Here is a 16,946-nt window from a genome sequence, read left to right as displayed (position 1 = left end):
CGTTACGGAGTCTGCTGTTGCTGACTCTGCTGCTGCCGGAAGGTGGCCTGCGACTGCGAGAGCATCTGTGAGAGACGCCCACGCTGATGTTGGCGTTCCGACTGGATCCACGAGGCCGCCGACCAGGGCGCGTCCGAGCCTTCCGACCATTCGCCCCAGTCGGAGGGCATCCGCTGGATGTTCTCCACCTTCACCGCGACGTTGATCGTTTCGTCGGACTGTCCGCGGTAGATGCCTCGGTTGGGAGGAACGTCGAGGTAGTCGCGACCTAGGGCGATGCGGACGTAGTCGTCGCCGACGATCTCGCCGCGGGTCGGGTCGACGTCGACCCAGCCGTTCCGACCGGCCCAGACCTGACACCAGGCATGGGTCGCGATCTCGCCAGGCTCGTGGATGTAGCCGCTGACATAGCGGGCCGGGAGTCCGAAGCCCCGACATGCGCCGAGGAACAGGTGAGCAAAGTCCTGGCAGACTCCCCTCCCCAGCGCCAGCGCCTCGTCGACCGGCGTCCGCGCGGAGGTCACCTTCTTCTCATAGATCAGCCGCGAACGCGTGGCCGACATCAACTGCTCGACGACTTCCAGCAGCGAGCCGGACGGTTGAGGAATGCTTTCAACAAAGCTGGTCAGCTCAGCGCTGCGGCCGACGAGACTGGTTGGAAGCCGATACTCCAGAGCCTCGATGGCCTGGAATTCCTCGGCCTCGGGCTCGAAGGGAACCTCGGCGAGCCTGGGTCCCCCGGCTGTGCGATGGGTCCTAACCACGCTGGTCGCACGGATCAGCAGTTCGCGATAAGGGGCGTAAAGATTGAAAAGATCGACGCGGTTGCCGAAGCCGTCCTGATAGACGGTGACCGGCGAGGCCGGCGTGATCCGCAGACGGTATCCGAGACAGGTCTGATCCTCCTCGGAGGGAGGACCCATGCGGACCTCGAAGACGGTCTCGGCGACGTCGTTGGAGTAGGTCAGCTTCGTCTCGTGCTGAACGCGGAGCAGCATTGGGATTCGCCCCCTCGGCTCGTCGACGTCGTTCGGGTTACATCAGGAAGAAGGAGCGCTGGATCTCGTCGCTGACGCGGTGGCACGAGATCTGGAGAGAGTCCAGAAACTGGAGCAGACCGCGATCGAAAATCTCCGCCACGTCGAGGTAGCGCAGGTCGCTTTCGAGGCGGCCGAGGATCCGCTCGGCCTCGCAGCCGTACGCTTCCTCGTCGCCGCCGGAGATCGCCTCCAGCGACTCGTGGCAGCGAGCGGCCCCGTAGCGGATGGATCGGGGGAAGTCGGAATCGAGAACGAGGAACCGGATGACCCCTTCCGCCTCGACGCGTTCGCGTTCGGAGCGGAGGAACGGGCCGTGGGCGGAGCAGCTTCGCAGCAGACTCGTCCAGTGGACGAGATGCATCGGCGAGTCTTCACCGTTGATCGGCTTGCTCAACCCTGGACACTTGGCGCGAAGGATTCGACAAAGTACGTCGATCCGCTCCAGGTGCCGACCCAACTCCAGAAAATGGAACACCTCGTCCCGCGGCAAGGTGTTCTGAATCATGCCGTCGATCAGCAGGCATGAGTTCTTGATGTAGTTGAAGAGGCTGGATGGTTCGCGAACAAACCGCTTCTGGGCGCGCGTGCCGCCGAGGAACAGGTAGAGGCGGTTGACCTCGCTCCAGACGTCGACGCCAATGGCTTCCTGAGTTCCTCGGGCGTTCTCGCGGGCGCGGGCGATCATGCTGAGGATCGACTGCGAGTTGCTCCGATCGAACGTGAGGAAGCGCAGGACGGCCTCGCGCGACGGCGGGCCGACCTCCATGGGGAATGCGTCGCGGCAGGCGAGGATCGTGAGCGCGATTTCAACCGGCCCGAGCCCCTCGTCCAGCCCGACGTCGGCGTCGAGTTCCATGAACAGGCCGATGTCGAGCAGACGGGCGACGTTCTCGGCCCGCTCGATATATCGCCCCATCCAGTACAGGCTCTCGGCGACACGGCTGAGCATCTCAGGCCCTCCCCCCGGCGGTCGGCCGCCCCGACGCCCGGCGATGATCGGCCGAGTCGTGGAGGACCCAGGTGTCCTTGGTGCCGCCTCCCTGCGAGCTGTTCACCACCAGGCTCCCTTTAGGAAGGGCCACCCGAGTCAGACCGCCAGGCAGGACGAAGATTTCCTCGCCGTAGAGGACGAAGGGCCTCAGGTCCACGTGACGGCCGTCGAGCCGGCCTTCCACGAAGGTGGGATGACGACTGAGCTGGATTGTCGGCTGGGCGATATAGGCCCGTGGATTGTCCTCGATCTTGCGGCGGAACTCTTCTCGCTGAGCCTTGGTCGAGGATGGGCCGATGAGCATCCCATACCCGCCAGAGGCGTCCACCGCCTTCACCACCAGCGACTCGAGGTTCTGGAGGATGTGCTGGCGGTGAGAGGGAATCAGCGGCCGGAACGTCTCGACGTTGTTGAGGATGGGCACCTCGCCGAGGTAGTACTTGATGACGTCGGGGAGGAACGGATAGATCCCCTTGTCGTCGGCCACCCCGGTTCCGAGGGAGTTCGCCAGGCCGACGTTGCCGGCGCGGTAAGCCCCCATCAAGCCGGCGACGCCCAGAATGCTGTCCGGTCGGAAGGCCAGCGGGTCGAGGAAGTCGTCGTCGAGGCGACGGTAGATCACGTCGACTCGTTGCAGCCCTCGCGTGGTGCGCCGGAAGATCTGTCCCCGGTCGTATACAAGGTCGCGGCCCTCGACGAGGTCGACGCCCATCTGACGGGCCAGGAAGCTATGTTCGTAATAGGCCGAGTTGTACATGCCCGGCGTCAGCACGACGACCGAGGGATCGTCGCAGCCGTCGGGGGCGATGTTCCGCAGGACGGAGAGCAGGATGTCCGTATAGTCGTCGACCGGGCGGACGTTGTATTCCTCGAACAGGAACGGAAAGATCTGCTTCATCACCTGCCGGTTCTTGAGGACGTAGCTGACGCCCGAGGGGGTGCGGCAGTTGTCCTCCAGAACGAGATACTCGCCGGAGGCGTCGCGGATCAGGTCGATTCCCGAGACGTGGACGTAAATGTCCTTGGGAACCCGCAGGCCGACGCAATCGCGACGATACCCCGAGGCTCCGAAGATCAACTCGGCGGGGATGATCCGATCCTTCAGGATCGAACGGTTGTGGTAGACGTCGCGTATAAACAGGTTAAGGGCGCGAACGCGCTGTTTGAGCCCGCGGTCGATACGGTCCCATTCCTGGCTGGAGATCAGCCGGGGTATCGGATCGAAGGGGATGATTCGTTCCACCCCCTGGTCGCGGCCGTAGACCGTGAAGGTGATGCCCTGGTTGCGCATCGTAAGATCCGCCACCTTGTGACGCCGCTCGATTTCGGCGGGTCCCAGGTTGTTCAGGCGGTCGTAGAGCGGGGCGTAGTGGTTCCGAACGGAGTTCTCCGTTCCGAACATCTCGTCGTAGGCCGCGACGTCGTATCCACTGAACAGCGCGGCGCTCTCTTCCGAATGGGTCGGTTGCATGGGCGGCGATTCGGCGGACCGGGTTTGCGCGAAGTGGAAGACCCCACGAACCAGAGCGCGTGGGAACGAGATTATGGCGTGGGAGAGGTGGTGTGTGGGCCGTCGGGGGCGGGGGCCACCGAGATCGTCAGCAAAGGATTGCGCCGAGGCCCTCATCGGCCGTCGCCCGCGACCGCCCAACGCGTCCTGTTTTATCAGGATGTGAACCGGCTGACCAGCCGTAAGCGTCCCAAGCTTCGGATGATCCGAACGCACGATTCCGAAAATCGTTGAGGCTGCTCAGGTCATCGGCCCAGGACGACGTTAGAATCATAGGACTACCAATCTCGTGCAAAGCGGAAATGCCGACTCAGGCTATCGGTGACGAACATGTTCGCGACCCTCCGACTTCGACGAGCACTCCTCGCCATCGCTGCGGTCGCGGCGATGGTCGGCTCCGTCCGCGCAACGGCTCCGGAGCAGCAGGATCCGGCGGTCATCGCCGGCGTCCAGTACCTCCGCAACGTCCACTCGGGAAAGCAGGTGGGCGAGACGGCCATGATCGCTCTCGGCCTCATCAAGGCTGAGGTCCCTCCCACGGACCCTGCCCTGTCGGCCTGCCTCAACAAGATCCGCTCGCGGTTCGTCAGCGGCGGTTACAAACCCGACCGAAGCGCCGGGTACGACATTTACGAGGCCGGCGTCGTCGCGCTTGCGCTGGCGAACCTGGACGCCGCCGACCGCGGCAGCATGCTGGACGCCGTCGCCGCCTATCTCATGTCCAAACAAAAAGCCAACGGCAGTTGGGACTACGATCCCCGTCCCTTCGGCGACACTTCCATTTCCCAGTACGCCGTACTCGGCCTCTGGGAGTGCGAAAACAACGGCGTCGACATTCCCCCTTCCGTCTGGGACCGGGCGGCGCAATGGTACCTCTCGGTTCAGGCGCCGGGAGGAAGCTGGAACTACCACCGAGACCAGGGCGAGCCGGAGACGGTCTCCATGACCGCCGCGGGCGTCGGCAGCCTACTCATCTGTCGCCGCCAGTTGGAAGCTTATGGAAGGTTCCGCAAGGGAGTGAACCCCTACCTCACGCCCGTCGACGACTCCGGCCCGCGGACCGATTTCAATCCCGTCACGACGGCCGCCCAGATCAACGCGGCGGTCGCACGCGGGATGAACTGGATCAGCGCCAACTTTAACACCGCGAACACCCAGTCGTTCGGCAAGTCCGTCTTCTACGGGCTGTACGGTATCGAACGTATCGGAGCTCTCTCCGACCGCGATGCCATCGGGAAAATCGACTGGTACCAGCGAGGGGCGGCCTACATCCGATCGTCCCAAAAGCCCGACGGCTCCTGGAGCTTCTCCCCCTATACGGACGATGTGACGACGGTCTGGGCCATGCTCTTCCTCACCAAGTCCACCAAGAAGACCATCCAACGCGTCGACATCCGGAAGCTCGGCTCCGGGACGCTCCTGGGCGGGAGAGGTCTCCCCAGCGACCTGACGACGATGACGGTCGCCGGCGGGCGGATCATCAGCCGTCCGATGAACGGAGCCGTCGAGGGGATGCTCGACGTGCTCGAAGACCCGCGCGTCACCGACGCCGACTCGGCGCTCGCCGGGGTGCTCGACCGCTACCAGAAGCAAGGCCCGACGGCGCTCCGGCCTCACAAGGACCGGTTCCGACGGATGCTCCGGGCGCGCGACCCTGGAGTGCGGGAGGTCGCGGCGTGGGCCCTCGGCCGCTGCGGGGATCTCGACGCGGCCCCAAGCCTGATCACGGCGCTCGAAGACGGCGACGACCGCGTCGTCGTCGCGGCTCGGCAGGGCTTGCAGTTGATCAGCCGGAAGCTGGAGGGCTTCGGCCCGGAGGCCGGCTCGCCGCCGGAAGCCCGCCGCGCCGCGGCGGAGCGCTGGCGAGCCTGGTACGACGCCGTCAAACCGCTCGACTCCTCGCCGACCGACGCCGCTCGCGCCGCCGCCCCCGCAGGAGGTAAGCCGTGAGCGCGACAGCCACGCTCGACTCTCGAAAAGGACCGGCCGCCGCCGACCGCAACCCCCGCATCCTGGGCGAGTCGGCCTACGACCGGGTGACGTCGTTTCTGATGGCCGTCATTCTGGGTGCAATGCTGGTCGTCGGCTGGATGGCCTTGATCTTCGTCACAAACCAGGAATACGCGTCGCGAGTCACGTCTCCGCTCCAGATCGTCGAGGTCTTCGGCGGCGGCGGTGGAGCGCCCGAGGGAACCCCCGGCTCGACGGAAAAGGTCGACGTGCCCGGCGCGGACGCGGCTCCCATGGCCTCGAACAACGAAGAATCTCCCGGCGAGTTCGAGCAGCCGTCGGTCCAGACGACCCCCGGAGCGATGCTCGACGCCGCGCTTGACGCCGGCAAGTCCGTTGCCGAGATGGACGTGGGACCGGCCATGCCCAACGGTTCCGCTGTGGCCACCGGAAAGCGAGCGTCGAAGCTGGGTTCCGGAGGCCCCGGGCTGGGTTTCGGTCCGGGCGACGGCGGCGTCAGTCGCGAAAACCGCTGGAGCATCCTTTACCCCGAGGGCCAACGGCCCGAGGAATACGCCCGCCAACTCGACGCTCTGGGCGTTGAGTTGGCCGTCGTGGCCGGCAAAGACCTGCTGGTCTACGCCTCCAACTTCTCCAGTCCCAATCCGACGCGTCGCAACGGGGGCAGCGGCGGCGAAGGACGGCTTTACTTCATCTGGGAAGGGAAGGCCCGCAAGGCCTCCGACATCGCCCTGCTCCGCAAGGCGGGGATCGACGTCGGCGAGGGGACCGTCTTCCAGTTCTACCCGGCGGGCGTCGAACAGCGGCTGGCCGAACTCGAACAGCGCTACCGCGGACGGACTCCCGCCGAGATCCGCGCGACCCGGTTCGCGGTCGTTCCCAAGGGGGAAGGCTACGACTTCAAGGTCGCCGCGCAGGAGACGCTCCGATGACCCGTCACGCCCCACAGCGGAGTGGACCAACGTCTCATGGCCACGCTTGAGATCCACGACGCCGACGGCCGTGTGCGATTCGTCGAGCTCGACCGGAGCCATCCGGCCTTGCTCGGTTCGAGTCCATCCTGCGACGTCGTCGTCCAGGGTGAGGGCGTCTGCCCCGTCCACGGCCGCATCCGTTGGAAGGGGAGCAAATTCAAGGTCGACGCCTCTCCCGACGCCGAGTTCCTGGAGATCAACGGCCGCAGGGTCGTCTCGGCGAGCCTCCACCAGGGAGACGAGTTGCAGATCGGCGGCAGCCGCATCTTCGTGATGCGCCTCGACGACCTGCCGACCGCTGAGCCTGTCTCCCGCGCACCTGTGCGGACTCGCAAGCCGAAGCCCAGAGAAGAGGCGACCAAGGTCCTGTCGGGACCGCCCGCATCGTCTTCCGTGGAGGCCAAGGTCTTACCCGCGGCGCCGCATTCGAAACCCTCGATTTTCGAACGCGACGATCTGCTCGCCGACCTCGAGATCGAAGCGCCCCCCCCGCCGACCGACCTGAAGCCCCATGGGAATCCATCTCGCCGCAAGCCGGAAGCGAAGACGTCCGGCCTGTTCGCCCGGCTCCGCGATCGCTGGAGAAAGGCCCGTGAGGCCGAGGCTCCGCCGGGGCGCGAGGTTGTCGCTTCCTCGCCGACGGTGCTGGCCCTCGTCGCGCTGCTGGCCGCGCTGATCGGCATGGGTTTCTGGCTTCATTCGATCATCAACAAGACCATCGCCTCCCGCACCTACAACCGCGCCGTCGAGCTTATGGAGGACGGCGACAACCTGACCGCGATTCGCGAGTTCGACGCGTTTCTCGCCAAAAATCCGGAAGACGTGCGAGCCGGCAAGGCGACGACGCTCCGAGCCCTGGCGAACGTGAGGCAGTACATCACAATCTCGGGAGCCACCTGGTCGCGGGCCCTGGAAGCCGCCCGCGAGATGTTCGAACAGACGAGCGAGCTCCCCGAGTACCGCGATGAGAAATCCGAGCTTGGCGATCTGGTGGTCCGAATCGGGGAGGGACTGGCGGATCGGGCCCGACGAGCCGCCGATGCGAAAATGCTGGCCGAAGCCCAATCGGCAGCGGCGCTTCATGCCCAGATCGCCGGTGAGATGTCGCCGGCCATTCTGACGAAATCGCGATTCCCCGACCTGCTCAACGAGGCCCGAGCCACGATCCGCAAGGCCGAGACGCGCGCCGCCACCTTGACGGCGATGGACCGCGGCCTCGATGCGAAGTCGGCCGCTCAGGTCTACAAGGCCCGCGACGCGCTCGTGGAAGCGTACGGAGATCTGTCGACCGACGCGGCCGTCGTCGAGCGCATGGTGAAAGCCAACGACCTGATGCGTCAGGCGGTCAAGGTCGACCCCAGTCGGCGTCCTGCTCTCCTTGAGGAAGACCCCGACCCACTTGGTGCTCCGACCTCGTTGGTCCTGCGATCGCGGACGGACGTCTCCCAGGATGCTCCCCCGCCGGACGCCCTCGCTTACGCCCTGGCGGAAGGTGCGGCCTACGCGCTGGACTCTCGAACGGGGGCTCCGGTCTGGCGGACGACGGTCGGCCTTGCCTCGCCGTTCGCGCCGACGCCCGTCCCCGGCGATCCCAGCGTCCTGATGTTCGACGCCCGTCGCAACGAGTTGGCGCGACGAGACGCCCGCACCGGCCGGCTCATCTGGCGCCAGCCGCTCGGCGAACCGGTAGACGCATCCCCGCTCGTCCTGGGTGAGCACGTCTATCAATCGATCCCGTCGGGCAAGCTGGTGGTGTTGTCCCTGAGCACGGGCGAGGTCGTCGCCGCCATTGATCTGGCCTTTCCGGTCGCACAGACCCCGGTCGGCGACGAGTCGGGGCGATTCCTCTACATGATGGGCCGGAAGGACTGCCTCTTCACGATCAGCCGAGATCCCTTTGCGTGCGTCGACGTCCAGTATCTCGGCCACGCCGAGGGGTCGATCCCCTGCGCACCGGCTCGACTGGGAAGGTTCCTGATCGTCGCGGAGAACGACCGGATCGCCGACGGCCGCTGGCGTGTTCTGGTGCTGGACGACGACGGCGCCAGGCCCCGCGCCGTGCAGTCGATCGACAATCCCGGCTGGACCTGGGCGACCCCGCCGACGTCGGGCTCGTCGGTCTGGGCGATCGGCGATCGTGGCGGGATGCAAGTCTTCGCCGCCGGCGACTACTCCAGCGCGACTCCTCTGCGATCGATCGCCAAGCTCAGTCCTGATGCGGAACCCTCGGGCCCTGCTTTCGGATACGCCCCGACCGAACGCGAGATCTGGATCACCGCCGGCCGAACCGGTCGGTTCGACGTTGACGCCGAGGGAGGTCGGCTCGCCGGGAGATTCCTGTTCGGCGACGTGGGAATGGCCTCGGCCCCGATCCAAACCGCCGCGAAGCGCGTCGTATTGTCGAACCGGGCGGCGGGCGGTGGCGTCGCGCTTCGAGGCGTCGACCCGACGACCGGCAAGGTCGAGTGGCAGACCGTCCTGGGCGCCGCCTGGCCGTCGCCTTTGGTCGCAGAGAACGACGGCGAAAATCTGAGAACCGTCGATCAGGCCGGCAGACGTCTTCAAATCAGCCGCACGGAATTGGAACGCGGCGGCTTCGCCTCGGCGCTCTTGCCGAAACCCGGCGATCCCCACGCTCCGAACGGCCCCCTGCTCCGCCTGTCGCGCGAGGGCGACAAGCTCGATCTGATCGCCCCCGGCCCTGGCGGAAACCAGGTCTGGTCGGCGGATCCCATAAGCCCAGGAGACTGGTTGAAGGCGGAGCTTCCCGCGTCTCCGGCGGCAAGGCCTCTCCCCTGGGCGGGCGCTCTGTTCGTGGCGGCCGAGGACGGCCGGGCCTACCTGGTCGACCCGTCCACGGGAAGATCAACCGCCGAGCCGCTCGTCCCGGAATTCGAGCGCGACCGCGTCGGGCGATGGCTTGATCCGGCCCCACTGGACGACGACTCGATCATCCTGGCCGACGACGCCGGCCGAATCCGCCGGCTGGCCGTGCAGAGTTCGCCAGCGCCCCGGATCGCCGTCCAGGCGGAGACGACCCTCGACCAGAAGATCATCGCCGCCCCCGCCTGCACGGCCTCGGCCGTCGTGGTGGCGACGGAGGCCGGCGACGTACGCTCGCTTGCGGCTCGCGACCTCAGTCCGATCGGCGTTTGGAAGCTCGCGGCGCCGTTGCTCGACGCCCCCCACGCCGTCGACGGCCGAGTCGTCGTCTTCGACGCCTCGGGGGGAGTTTCGCTCGTCGAACGCGACGGCCGGCGCGTCTGGTCTGTCTCGCTGGGCGCACCGGCCGTCGGGTCACCGCTGATTCGGCGCGAGCTTCTCTGGGTCCTCGATCGCGCCGGCCATGCGCGCGGGCTCTCGGTCGCCGACGGGCATGAAACGGCCGCGATCGACCTGGGCGTCCAGCCTGTCGGCGGCCTGATCGCCGTCGGCCCGGACGTGCTTGTGCCGTCCGGTCGAGGCGTCCTTCAACTCCTGAACCTGGACCAATCCCAGGAGGCGAAGCCGTGATGGTTCAGAGACCTCGGCTGCTCATCCTCTTCGCCACAGCAACGGCGACCTCTCAGTTGCTAACGCTCGCGACGGCGAGGGGACAGGAGTCAGCGCGTCCCTCGGGCGTCGTCCTCCCGAGCGACCTCATCCGCTCGTTCCCCTTCGACCGGATCACGCTCCAGGACGATTCGGTCATTTTCGTCGAACCCGTCAGTCCTCGGCCGCTGCCTCCGATCCCGCGCGCCGATGAAAAGGCTCGCGCCTCCGGAACGAGGATTCCCATGGAGGGGAACGTTGGGCTCCCCGGCGAGAAGAACCGATTTGAAGCCTACGAGGCGAAGAAGGACGAGCCTCCGGGCCCCGAGACGCAGATCACCGTCCACCTCTCCCAGGAGGCCTCGACGGGCCGAGGCGACACGCGCGACTTCAAAATCAAGCGTGCGCATATCAAAAAAATCGAATACTTCGAGGACATCCTGCTCGCCGAAGGGGACCGACTTCGCCAGGCGCGAGACTACACGAGGGCCTTCGAACTCTACCTGCGAGTCCAGCAGCGCGACCCGAAGTGGCCGGGGTTGGCCGACCACGTGCATGGACTTCTCTTCGCGGAAGGGAAACAGGCTCTCGGCGACGGTGACGTTTCGCGGGGCCTTCGCATCCTGCGCCAGTTGCACGCCGAGCAGCCCGACTACCCGGGGCTCGTGGATCAGATCGCCGCCGCCTACGCGGGCCGCATCGAGAACGCCATCGGCCTGGAACTCTATCCCGAGGGCCGCAGACTACTTCACGAACTGGAGCAGATTTCCAGGGACGTCCGCCAGGCGCGTGAACTGAGGGAGAAATTCCAGGCGATGGCCAGGGCCCGCGCCGGGAATATCGGCGGCGGATCGAATGCGGAGAAACTCGACGCGCTGGTCGAAGCCCTGCGAATCTGGCCGACTCAGGAGGGACTTGAAGCCCAGTACGTCCAGGCGTTCGAGACGGATCCGACGCTCGACGTGGCCGTGACCGACGTGGCGTCCCCGGTCGGCCCGTGGACGCGATCGCCGTCCGACGAACGGGTCGCCCCCCTGCTCTTTCGGCCGATCCTCGCCGACGATTCGGAAGAAGCGAAGCGAGGGGAACGCCCCGATCAACTCGCTCAGGCGTTGGAGTCGACCGACCTGGGCCGGAGGCTGGTCGTCCGGCTGAAGCCAGGGATCCGCTGGTCGGACGGGTCGCGCGACGTCTCGGCGACGGACGTCGCTCGCTCCCTCGTCGACCGCTGCGACCCCCGCAACCCTCTCAAGTACCAGGCCCGCTGGGCCGACCTGCTCGACAAGGTCCAGGCGATCGATGAACGTCAGGTCGAGGTGCGGCTCCGACGGCCGCTGTTGAAACCTGCTTTCTGGCTCGACGCTCCGATCGGCGCGGCTCACGCGGGGTTCGACGGACGCGTCGTCCTCTCGGCCAAGGAACGGCGGCTCGTGGGCTCAGGTCCGTTCGTCTGCTTCAGCGCATCGGACCGCTCGCTCGACCTACGGCTTGCGAGCGACACGTCGAACGGATCGCCGACTCGAATTCGTCGAATCCGGGAATTCCGATACGCCAACTCAGCGGAGGCTCTCGCGGCCTTCCATCGGGGCGACGTGACCGTTCTCGGCCACGTCCCACCCGACCAGGCGGTGAAACTCACCGCGACGCCCGGCGTATCGGTCGGAGCGTTCGCGCAACCGGCAGTACACGTGCTGGCGCTCGACGGTCGCTCGCCGGCCCTGCGAAACCGGACGCTCCGTCGGGCTCTCTCCTATGCTCTCGACCGGCGGACTCTCCTGGAGGAAACGATCCTCAAGGGATCTCCGTCCGACCTGGACAGCCCGGCCGACGGCGTCTTTCCTCGCGGCGGCCCGGGCGACGCGGCGGGAGTCAAGCCGCTGGAGTCGAACCTCGTTCTGGCCGTCGCGCTCGCCTCGCTGGCAAGGGGTGAGCTCGGAGTTCCCGCAATCAAGCTCAAGCTCGAATACCCGGCCGTCGCCGAGGTCGAGGCCGTCGTTCCCCGCCTCGTCGAGGCGTTCCGCGTGGCCCGCATCGAGGTCGAAGCAATCCCCGTCGCCCCGGCTCGCCTCGAATCTGAACTGCGCGCCGGTCGACGTTTCGACATGGCCTACCGCGTTCTCCGTTGCGACGAGCCCGTTCTGGACGCGGGGTTGATGATCTGTCCCGGTTACGACGCACCGCCGTCGGCGAACGCCTTGGCTTCGGCCGCCAGTCCGCGAATCCTCCAGCTTCTCCTCCAACTGGAACAGGCTGCGGAATGGCCGAGCGCCCGCGGAATGGCCGTTCAGATCGACCGCGAGCTGCGAGACGAACTGCCGGTGATTCCTCTCTGGCAGGTGACGGCTCGCTACGCCTGGCGTGAGCGGCTCAAAGGGCCTCCCGAGACGACCGATCGACTGTATCAAGGTATCGAGACCTGGGAGATCGCCCCGTGGTTCGCCAAGGATCCCTGGTAATGCGAACGATTCTCGCGGGCCTCGCTCTGCTCCTGGGTTCGCTCTCCATCGGCCTGGCGGAAGAGACTCCTCCGGCCATGGAGAACCGGCCGTACCGGATCGCGCTTCATCTCGCCTTCGACCCGGGCGCCCGATTCGACGCCGGACGACGGAGCGGGTTGCTCGCCGATTGGCACGAGATGGTCAGACGGTTCGTCGGTCCTTCCTGGTCGATCGAGGTAATGGAGAAGCCCAGCCCCTTGGCAGGCCAGGGCCTGGAACGACTCAAGGCCGAGGAATTGCAGGGGCTGGACCCGTCGTTCGACAAGGTCTGGCTGGTCTGGGTCTCCGTCGACTCCGCCGACGCCGACCTGGTTTTCACCGGCCGGGAGTACGACACGGCCACGCGCTGGCTTGGCCCTCTTCAACGACGCGCGGTCCCCTCGCCGCTCGACGCCCCCCGGGCGTTCTTCCTCTTCACCACCGATCTGTTCAACCCCTCAGCGCTGATCGTCGGTCAGGAGGGGGGCCGAGCCTTGCTGAAGGTGCAAGGGGCGGCGATCCCGCCGGCCAGTCCGCTCGGGGCGGTCGTCGCCAAGGGGACGACGTTCATCCCCCTTCGATTGGTCACGATGCGCGACGATTCCGTGCGGATCACCCGAATCGCCTTCACCTATCTCACGGCCGAATCGGTTGAGGGCTCGACGGCCCGCTGCGCGATCGTGAGCGCCTTCCGCGACCCGCTCTCCCAGCGCATCGCCCGGCCGAACACCCTCGCGGCGCTCGGGATGAAGGCTGGCGACTCGACGATCCACCTGCGGTTCATCGACCGCACGACGAAGGGGCCGGCGGCCGGATACACCCTCACCGAACGCCCCGCCCCCGACGGCCCGATCCGAGACGTGGGGATGACCGACCGCAGCGGCCGCATCGCCGTTGAACTTGGTCCGACGCGCGGAGTCGTGAAGCTGCGGCTCCTCGCCGGCGACTCCGAACCGTTGGCCGAGTTCCCCATGATGCCGGGAGAGAGTTCCGAGGAGCGGGAAATCCCCGTCGATCCGCTCCCGCTCGCCTCCAAATACCAGGTCCAGCTCGACGCCCTGCGCGACCAGATCGTCGATCAGGTCGCCCTTCGCGGCAGGCTCGAACGGTTGATGCAGTCTCGCGTCGAGGGCGACGACTGGACGGGCCTTCAGGAACTCCTGAAGCAATACGACCTGCTGCCGCCGCCTCCCTCCTTCACGGACGCGGTCAAGAAGTTGAAGGAAGAAGCGACGAAGCTGTCTTACGAAACGTCCAAGACCACCGTCCTTACGCGGCACCTTCAGGCCGTGTTCGACGAGCTGCAAGGACTCATCGACGGCTATCTCAACAACGACGCATCCCGAGCCTTCGCCGAGGCCCTCGAAAGCCACAAGAAACAGGAAGCCGAAGCCGCAAAGGCGACCGCGAAGAAGCCGGCCGCGAGCTTTCAGCCCGCCGAGACTACGACTTCGACGCCGGCCCCAAAGGCTGAAGCTCCCGCTCAGAAGCCGGAAACGCCCCGATCGGAGACGCCCTTCTAGGCGAGACGATCACTTGCCGGGGGAGCTGGCTTCGTCCTCATCCCAGGCTTCCGCCGAGTCAGCGGGGTCGAATCCCGGTTTGCCGTTCTTCCCGGATCGCGAGAAGAGCTTCGCGATCACGGTCCCGCCTCGGAAGAGACGGAGCATCGCCGGCGTCGGCAGATTCTCGATCTGGCCGTACCAGTCGGTCACCATGCGAGTGAATGCGAGCATCTTCTCAAGCTGCTCGCGGGTGTACGCTTCACCCTCGCCGCCGGCCTTCGCCTCGCTGATGCAATGCTCCAGCAGCGAGATCGTCGGGTCCATCTCTCGACGGCGACGCTCCGCCATGATCACGCGGAACGTATCCATGACGTCCTTCAGCGCCTCAAACCGATCGCGGCGGTCGCCGATGATGTGCACCCGGCGAACGACGCCCCAAGTGATCAACTCGCGAAGGCTCGTCGAGACGTTCGAGCGGCTGACGTCCAGGAGGGTGCTGATTTCCTCCGCATCCAGCGCGGTCGGTGCGATGAACAGCAGGGCGTGGACCTGGGCCATCGTTCGATTGATGCCCCAGGCCTGACCCATCTCGCCCCAGTGGAGCACGAACTTCTGTGCGGCCGGCGTCATGTTCATCACGTTTGTCACCGCTTCGCCTGGTTTGACTGTTTCTACAGAAAATATACAGCCTGTGAAACATCCGAACAAGCCGAAGCGGCGGAAACGCGCGTAAGGTTCAGCCGCGACACAGTTTTCAAGGTTTCTTTTCGGCTTCTCCCTCAGACTTCTTGGCTGAGTCCGGCCGCTTCTCGAAGTCGATCGAGGCTGAATTGATGCAATACCGCAGATTCGTAGGCGCGGGACCGTCGTCGAAGACGTGCCCGAGGTGGGCGTTGCACTTCCGGCACATGACCTCAGTGCGAGTCATGTAGAGGCTGTTGTCGACGGCTTCTTTGATCTCCTTGCCGTCGCCGACCGGCTTGGAGAAGCTCGGCCAGCCGCAACCGGAGTCAAACTTGGAGTTGGAATCAAAGAGGGGCTCGCCGCAGCCGACGCAGCGGTAGACGCCGTCCTCCTTGTGATTCCAGTATTTGCCGGTGAACGCCCGCTCGGTCCCCTTCTCGCGAACGACGTGGTACTGCTCGGGAGTCAGCTTCTTGCGCCACTCCTCTTCCGTTTTCGGAAGGCCCGTTGCGACGACGTCGTCAGCCGGCTCGGCTGTGGATGCAGGCTTGGGGGCTTCGTCTTGAGTCGGCATCTCGGTCGGGCTCCCGTTGGTGGTCGTCGGAGGGGTGACGATCGGAGAGGGGGGCGGGGATCCGGCCGTCCCTCCCATACGATAGACGGCCGCGGTCAACGTGGCGCCGACGAGAAGCGCGCAAACCCCGGCGAGAATCGTTCGGATGCTCATGGGTAGTGTCCTCCCGTGCTCATTCTAGGCCTGAGGGTGAAAGAGACGTCGGTAAATACGCAGAAATCGTCCGACGAACGAAGCGCCGTAGGGGAAGAGTTGGGGACGGTAACCGCCCGCTCTTCGTTCGAAGAGAACCTGGGGAGCAGCGAACTCGCGAAGCCCAACGACGCCGTGAGTCCGGCCGAAACCGCTGGCCTTGAAGCCGCCGAAGGGAGCGGCCGCTGCTCCCGTCGCCGTCACGGCATCGTTGACCGAGACCGTTCCGGCGGTGATCCGCCGCGCGACCGCCCGAGCGATTGAGCGGTCCCGGCCCCAGACCGAGGCTGCCAGAGCCATCTCGGAGCCGTTCGCCGCCGCGATCGCCTCGTCGATCGTCGCGACTCCTCGGATCAGGACGACGGGCCCGAAGACGCCTTCAAGGGTTCGCTCAGGCTCCGGGGAACTGGCCGAAAGCAGGGTTGGAGCATAAAAGGAACCGTTCCCCTCGATCGGACGGCCCCCTGCCTCGATCCTCGCGCCAGCCTCCACGGTCTCGTGGATCGTGCGATCGAATCGGGACCGCGCCGCCTCGGAAATCATCGGGCCGATGTCGATATCCGGCCGAGCTGGATCACCGACTCGGAGTTGCGAGATCGCCTGGGCCATTGCTTGAATCCAGGGCGCGGGGTCTCCCACGACGAGGATTCGCTTGACCGCCACGCACGTCTGGCCGCAGCCGACGAACGCTCCCCAGACCAGGGCCCGCACCGTGCTTTCCAGGGGAGCGTCAGGAAGGATCACCGCGGGATCGAAGCCGGACAGTTCCACGACGCCCGGGATTCCTCGGGCAGAAACCGACTGAAGCGCCTGCCGACCCGTTGGAACTCCACCAGTGAACAGCATCTTGTCGATGGGAGCGTCAAGGAGAGCCTGGCCGACGTCCCCCCTCCCATGAACGATACCGACAAGGCCCTCGGGGAGGCCGGCCTCTCGCAGGCTCTCCTGAACGATCTCTCCTGTCGCGATCGCCAGTTCGGAAGGCTTCCAGACCATCCCACAGCCCGCGGCAAGGGCCTGAGCGATCGCCGGAACGCTGAGAAACAACGGATAGTTCCAGGTCCCGATCATCCCGACGAGGCCGACGGGCGCCCATCGAAGTCGACCTGTCGGCATCAGCAGCATCCGCTGCCATGAAGGCCCCAGGCGCTCGTCCGCGAGCGCAGACCGTGCATTGCGCGAGGTCCAACGGAGGGCGTCCAGAGTCGGCACGACCTCGGCGGCCATCGCTTCGATGGTCGGTTTCCCCACCTCGCTCCGGATCAGGTCGGCGAGAGTCTCAGCGTCGCGGTTGAGAACGGCCCGCCAGCGATCCAGAAAGGCGAGACGCTCCGACAATGGGCGAGCGACCCACTTCGATTGAGCCTCACGAGCGAGGGCGACGACCCGCGCGACCTCGTCGGGAGCGGTCGCGACAACTCGCCCCACCGGTTCGCCGGTCGCCGGATTTCTGGTCGTGAGAACTTCCTGGGTCGCCGTCGCCATGCCGTTCCTCCA

At 66.1% G+C, this 16,946-nt stretch carries 11 protein-coding genes; 5 read left to right on the top strand and 6 right to left on the bottom strand.

The window, feature by feature from the left end:
- Nucleotides 1–2 precede the first annotated feature (2 nt).
- Genes G5C50_RS20405 through G5C50_RS20395 form a run of 3 tightly spaced genes read right to left on the bottom strand, consistent with a single transcriptional unit; the run spans nucleotide 3 to nucleotide 3,502 of the window.
- A complete protein-coding gene (locus tag G5C50_RS20405; RefSeq protein ID WP_165072382.1) occupies nucleotides 3–998 on the bottom strand; it encodes a transglutaminase family protein in 996 nt (331 codons plus the stop codon).
- Between the two features lie 37 nt (nucleotides 999–1,035).
- Entirely contained in the window at nucleotides 1,036–1,989 is a 954-nt protein-coding gene (locus tag G5C50_RS20400) for an alpha-E domain-containing protein (RefSeq protein ID WP_165072380.1), read from the bottom strand.
- 1 nt (nucleotide 1,990) lies between these two features.
- Nucleotides 1,991–3,502: a circularly permuted type 2 ATP-grasp protein gene (locus tag G5C50_RS20395; protein ID WP_165072378.1), complete on the bottom strand. Its 1,512-nt coding sequence runs from the start codon at nucleotides 3,500–3,502 to the stop codon at nucleotides 1,991–1,993.
- 369 nt (nucleotides 3,503–3,871) lie between these two features.
- Here G5C50_RS20395 and G5C50_RS20390 point away from each other — a divergent pair, with 369 nt between their 5' ends.
- From G5C50_RS20390 to G5C50_RS20370, 5 genes are read left to right on the top strand one after another with little or no spacing between them, the layout of a single operon-like run.
- On the top strand, nucleotides 3,872–5,491 hold the full coding sequence (locus G5C50_RS20390; RefSeq protein WP_165072376.1) for a HEAT repeat domain-containing protein: 1,620 nt from the start codon (nucleotides 3,872–3,874) through the stop codon (nucleotides 5,489–5,491).
- Complete coding sequence (locus tag G5C50_RS20385; protein ID WP_165072374.1) at nucleotides 5,488–6,444, top strand: hypothetical protein; 957 nt, start codon at nucleotides 5,488–5,490, stop codon at nucleotides 6,442–6,444. Before G5C50_RS20390 ends, G5C50_RS20385 begins: the two co-directional genes overlap by 4 nt.
- A 36-nt stretch (nucleotides 6,445–6,480) precedes the next feature.
- Nucleotides 6,481–9,999 carry an outer membrane protein assembly factor BamB family protein gene (locus G5C50_RS20380; protein WP_165072372.1) on the top strand — a complete coding sequence of 1,173 codons (3,519 nt, stop codon included), beginning with the start codon at nucleotides 6,481–6,483 and terminating at the stop codon, nucleotides 9,997–9,999.
- Nucleotides 9,999–12,473, top strand: coding sequence for an ABC transporter substrate-binding protein (locus tag G5C50_RS20375; protein ID WP_165072370.1), 2,475 nt, complete (start codon nucleotides 9,999–10,001; stop codon nucleotides 12,471–12,473). Before G5C50_RS20380 ends, G5C50_RS20375 begins: the two co-directional genes overlap by 1 nt.
- Nucleotides 12,473–14,017: a hypothetical protein gene (locus G5C50_RS20370; RefSeq protein ID WP_165072368.1), complete on the top strand. Its 1,545-nt coding sequence runs from the start codon at nucleotides 12,473–12,475 to the stop codon at nucleotides 14,015–14,017. The genes G5C50_RS20375 and G5C50_RS20370 overlap by 1 nt, the downstream gene beginning before the upstream one ends.
- A 9-nt stretch (nucleotides 14,018–14,026) precedes the next feature.
- Here the strand turns inward: G5C50_RS20370 and G5C50_RS20365 are convergent, their stop codons facing one another.
- From G5C50_RS20365 to G5C50_RS20355, 3 genes are all read right to left on the bottom strand, one after another.
- A complete protein-coding gene (locus tag G5C50_RS20365; protein ID WP_240907292.1) occupies nucleotides 14,027–14,635 on the bottom strand; it encodes a GbsR/MarR family transcriptional regulator in 609 nt (202 codons plus the stop codon).
- Nucleotides 14,636–14,753: 118 nt separating this feature from the next.
- Nucleotides 14,754–15,257, bottom strand: a complete 504-nt coding sequence (gene msrB / locus G5C50_RS20360) for a peptide-methionine (R)-S-oxide reductase MsrB (protein ID WP_165072581.1) — start codon at nucleotides 15,255–15,257, stop codon at nucleotides 14,754–14,756.
- A gap of 177 nt (nucleotides 15,258–15,434) precedes the next feature.
- Entirely contained in the window at nucleotides 15,435–16,934 is a 1,500-nt protein-coding gene (locus G5C50_RS20355; protein ID WP_165072366.1) for an aldehyde dehydrogenase family protein, read from the bottom strand.
- Nucleotides 16,935–16,946: the final 12 nt, after the last annotated feature.

The organism is Paludisphaera rhizosphaerae (assembly GCF_011065895.1).
Taxonomy (GTDB): domain Bacteria; phylum Planctomycetota; class Planctomycetia; order Isosphaerales; family Isosphaeraceae; genus Paludisphaera; species Paludisphaera rhizosphaerae.
This window is presented reverse-complemented; position numbering and strand designations above follow the sequence as displayed.

Bases quoted from the DNA above. Each gene is read 5' to 3' on its own strand.
- G5C50_RS20405 (WP_165072382.1), bottom strand. From the start codon at position 998: ATGCTGCTCCGCGTTCAGCACGAGACGAAGCTGACCTACTCCAACGAC.
- G5C50_RS20400 (WP_165072380.1), bottom strand. From the start codon at position 1,989: ATGCTCAGCCGTGTCGCCGAGAGCCTGTACTGGATGGGGCGATATATC.
- G5C50_RS20395 (WP_165072378.1), bottom strand. From the start codon at position 3,502: ATGCAACCGACCCATTCGGAAGAGAGCGCCGCGCTGTTCAGTGGATAC.
- G5C50_RS20390 (WP_165072376.1), top strand. From the start codon at position 3,872: ATGTTCGCGACCCTCCGACTTCGACGAGCACTCCTCGCCATCGCTGCG.
- G5C50_RS20380 (WP_165072372.1), top strand. From the start codon at position 6,481: ATGGCCACGCTTGAGATCCACGACGCCGACGGCCGTGTGCGATTCGTC.
- G5C50_RS20375 (WP_165072370.1), top strand. From the start codon at position 9,999: ATGGTTCAGAGACCTCGGCTGCTCATCCTCTTCGCCACAGCAACGGCG.
- G5C50_RS20370 (WP_165072368.1), top strand. From the start codon at position 12,473: ATGCGAACGATTCTCGCGGGCCTCGCTCTGCTCCTGGGTTCGCTCTCC.
- G5C50_RS20365 (WP_240907292.1), bottom strand. From the start codon at position 14,635: ATGAACATGACGCCGGCCGCACAGAAGTTCGTGCTCCACTGGGGCGAG.
- msrB (WP_165072581.1), bottom strand. From the start codon at position 15,257: ATGCCGACTCAAGACGAAGCCCCCAAGCCTGCATCCACAGCCGAGCCG.
- G5C50_RS20355 (WP_165072366.1), bottom strand. From the start codon at position 16,934: ATGGCGACGGCGACCCAGGAAGTTCTCACGACCAGAAATCCGGCGACC.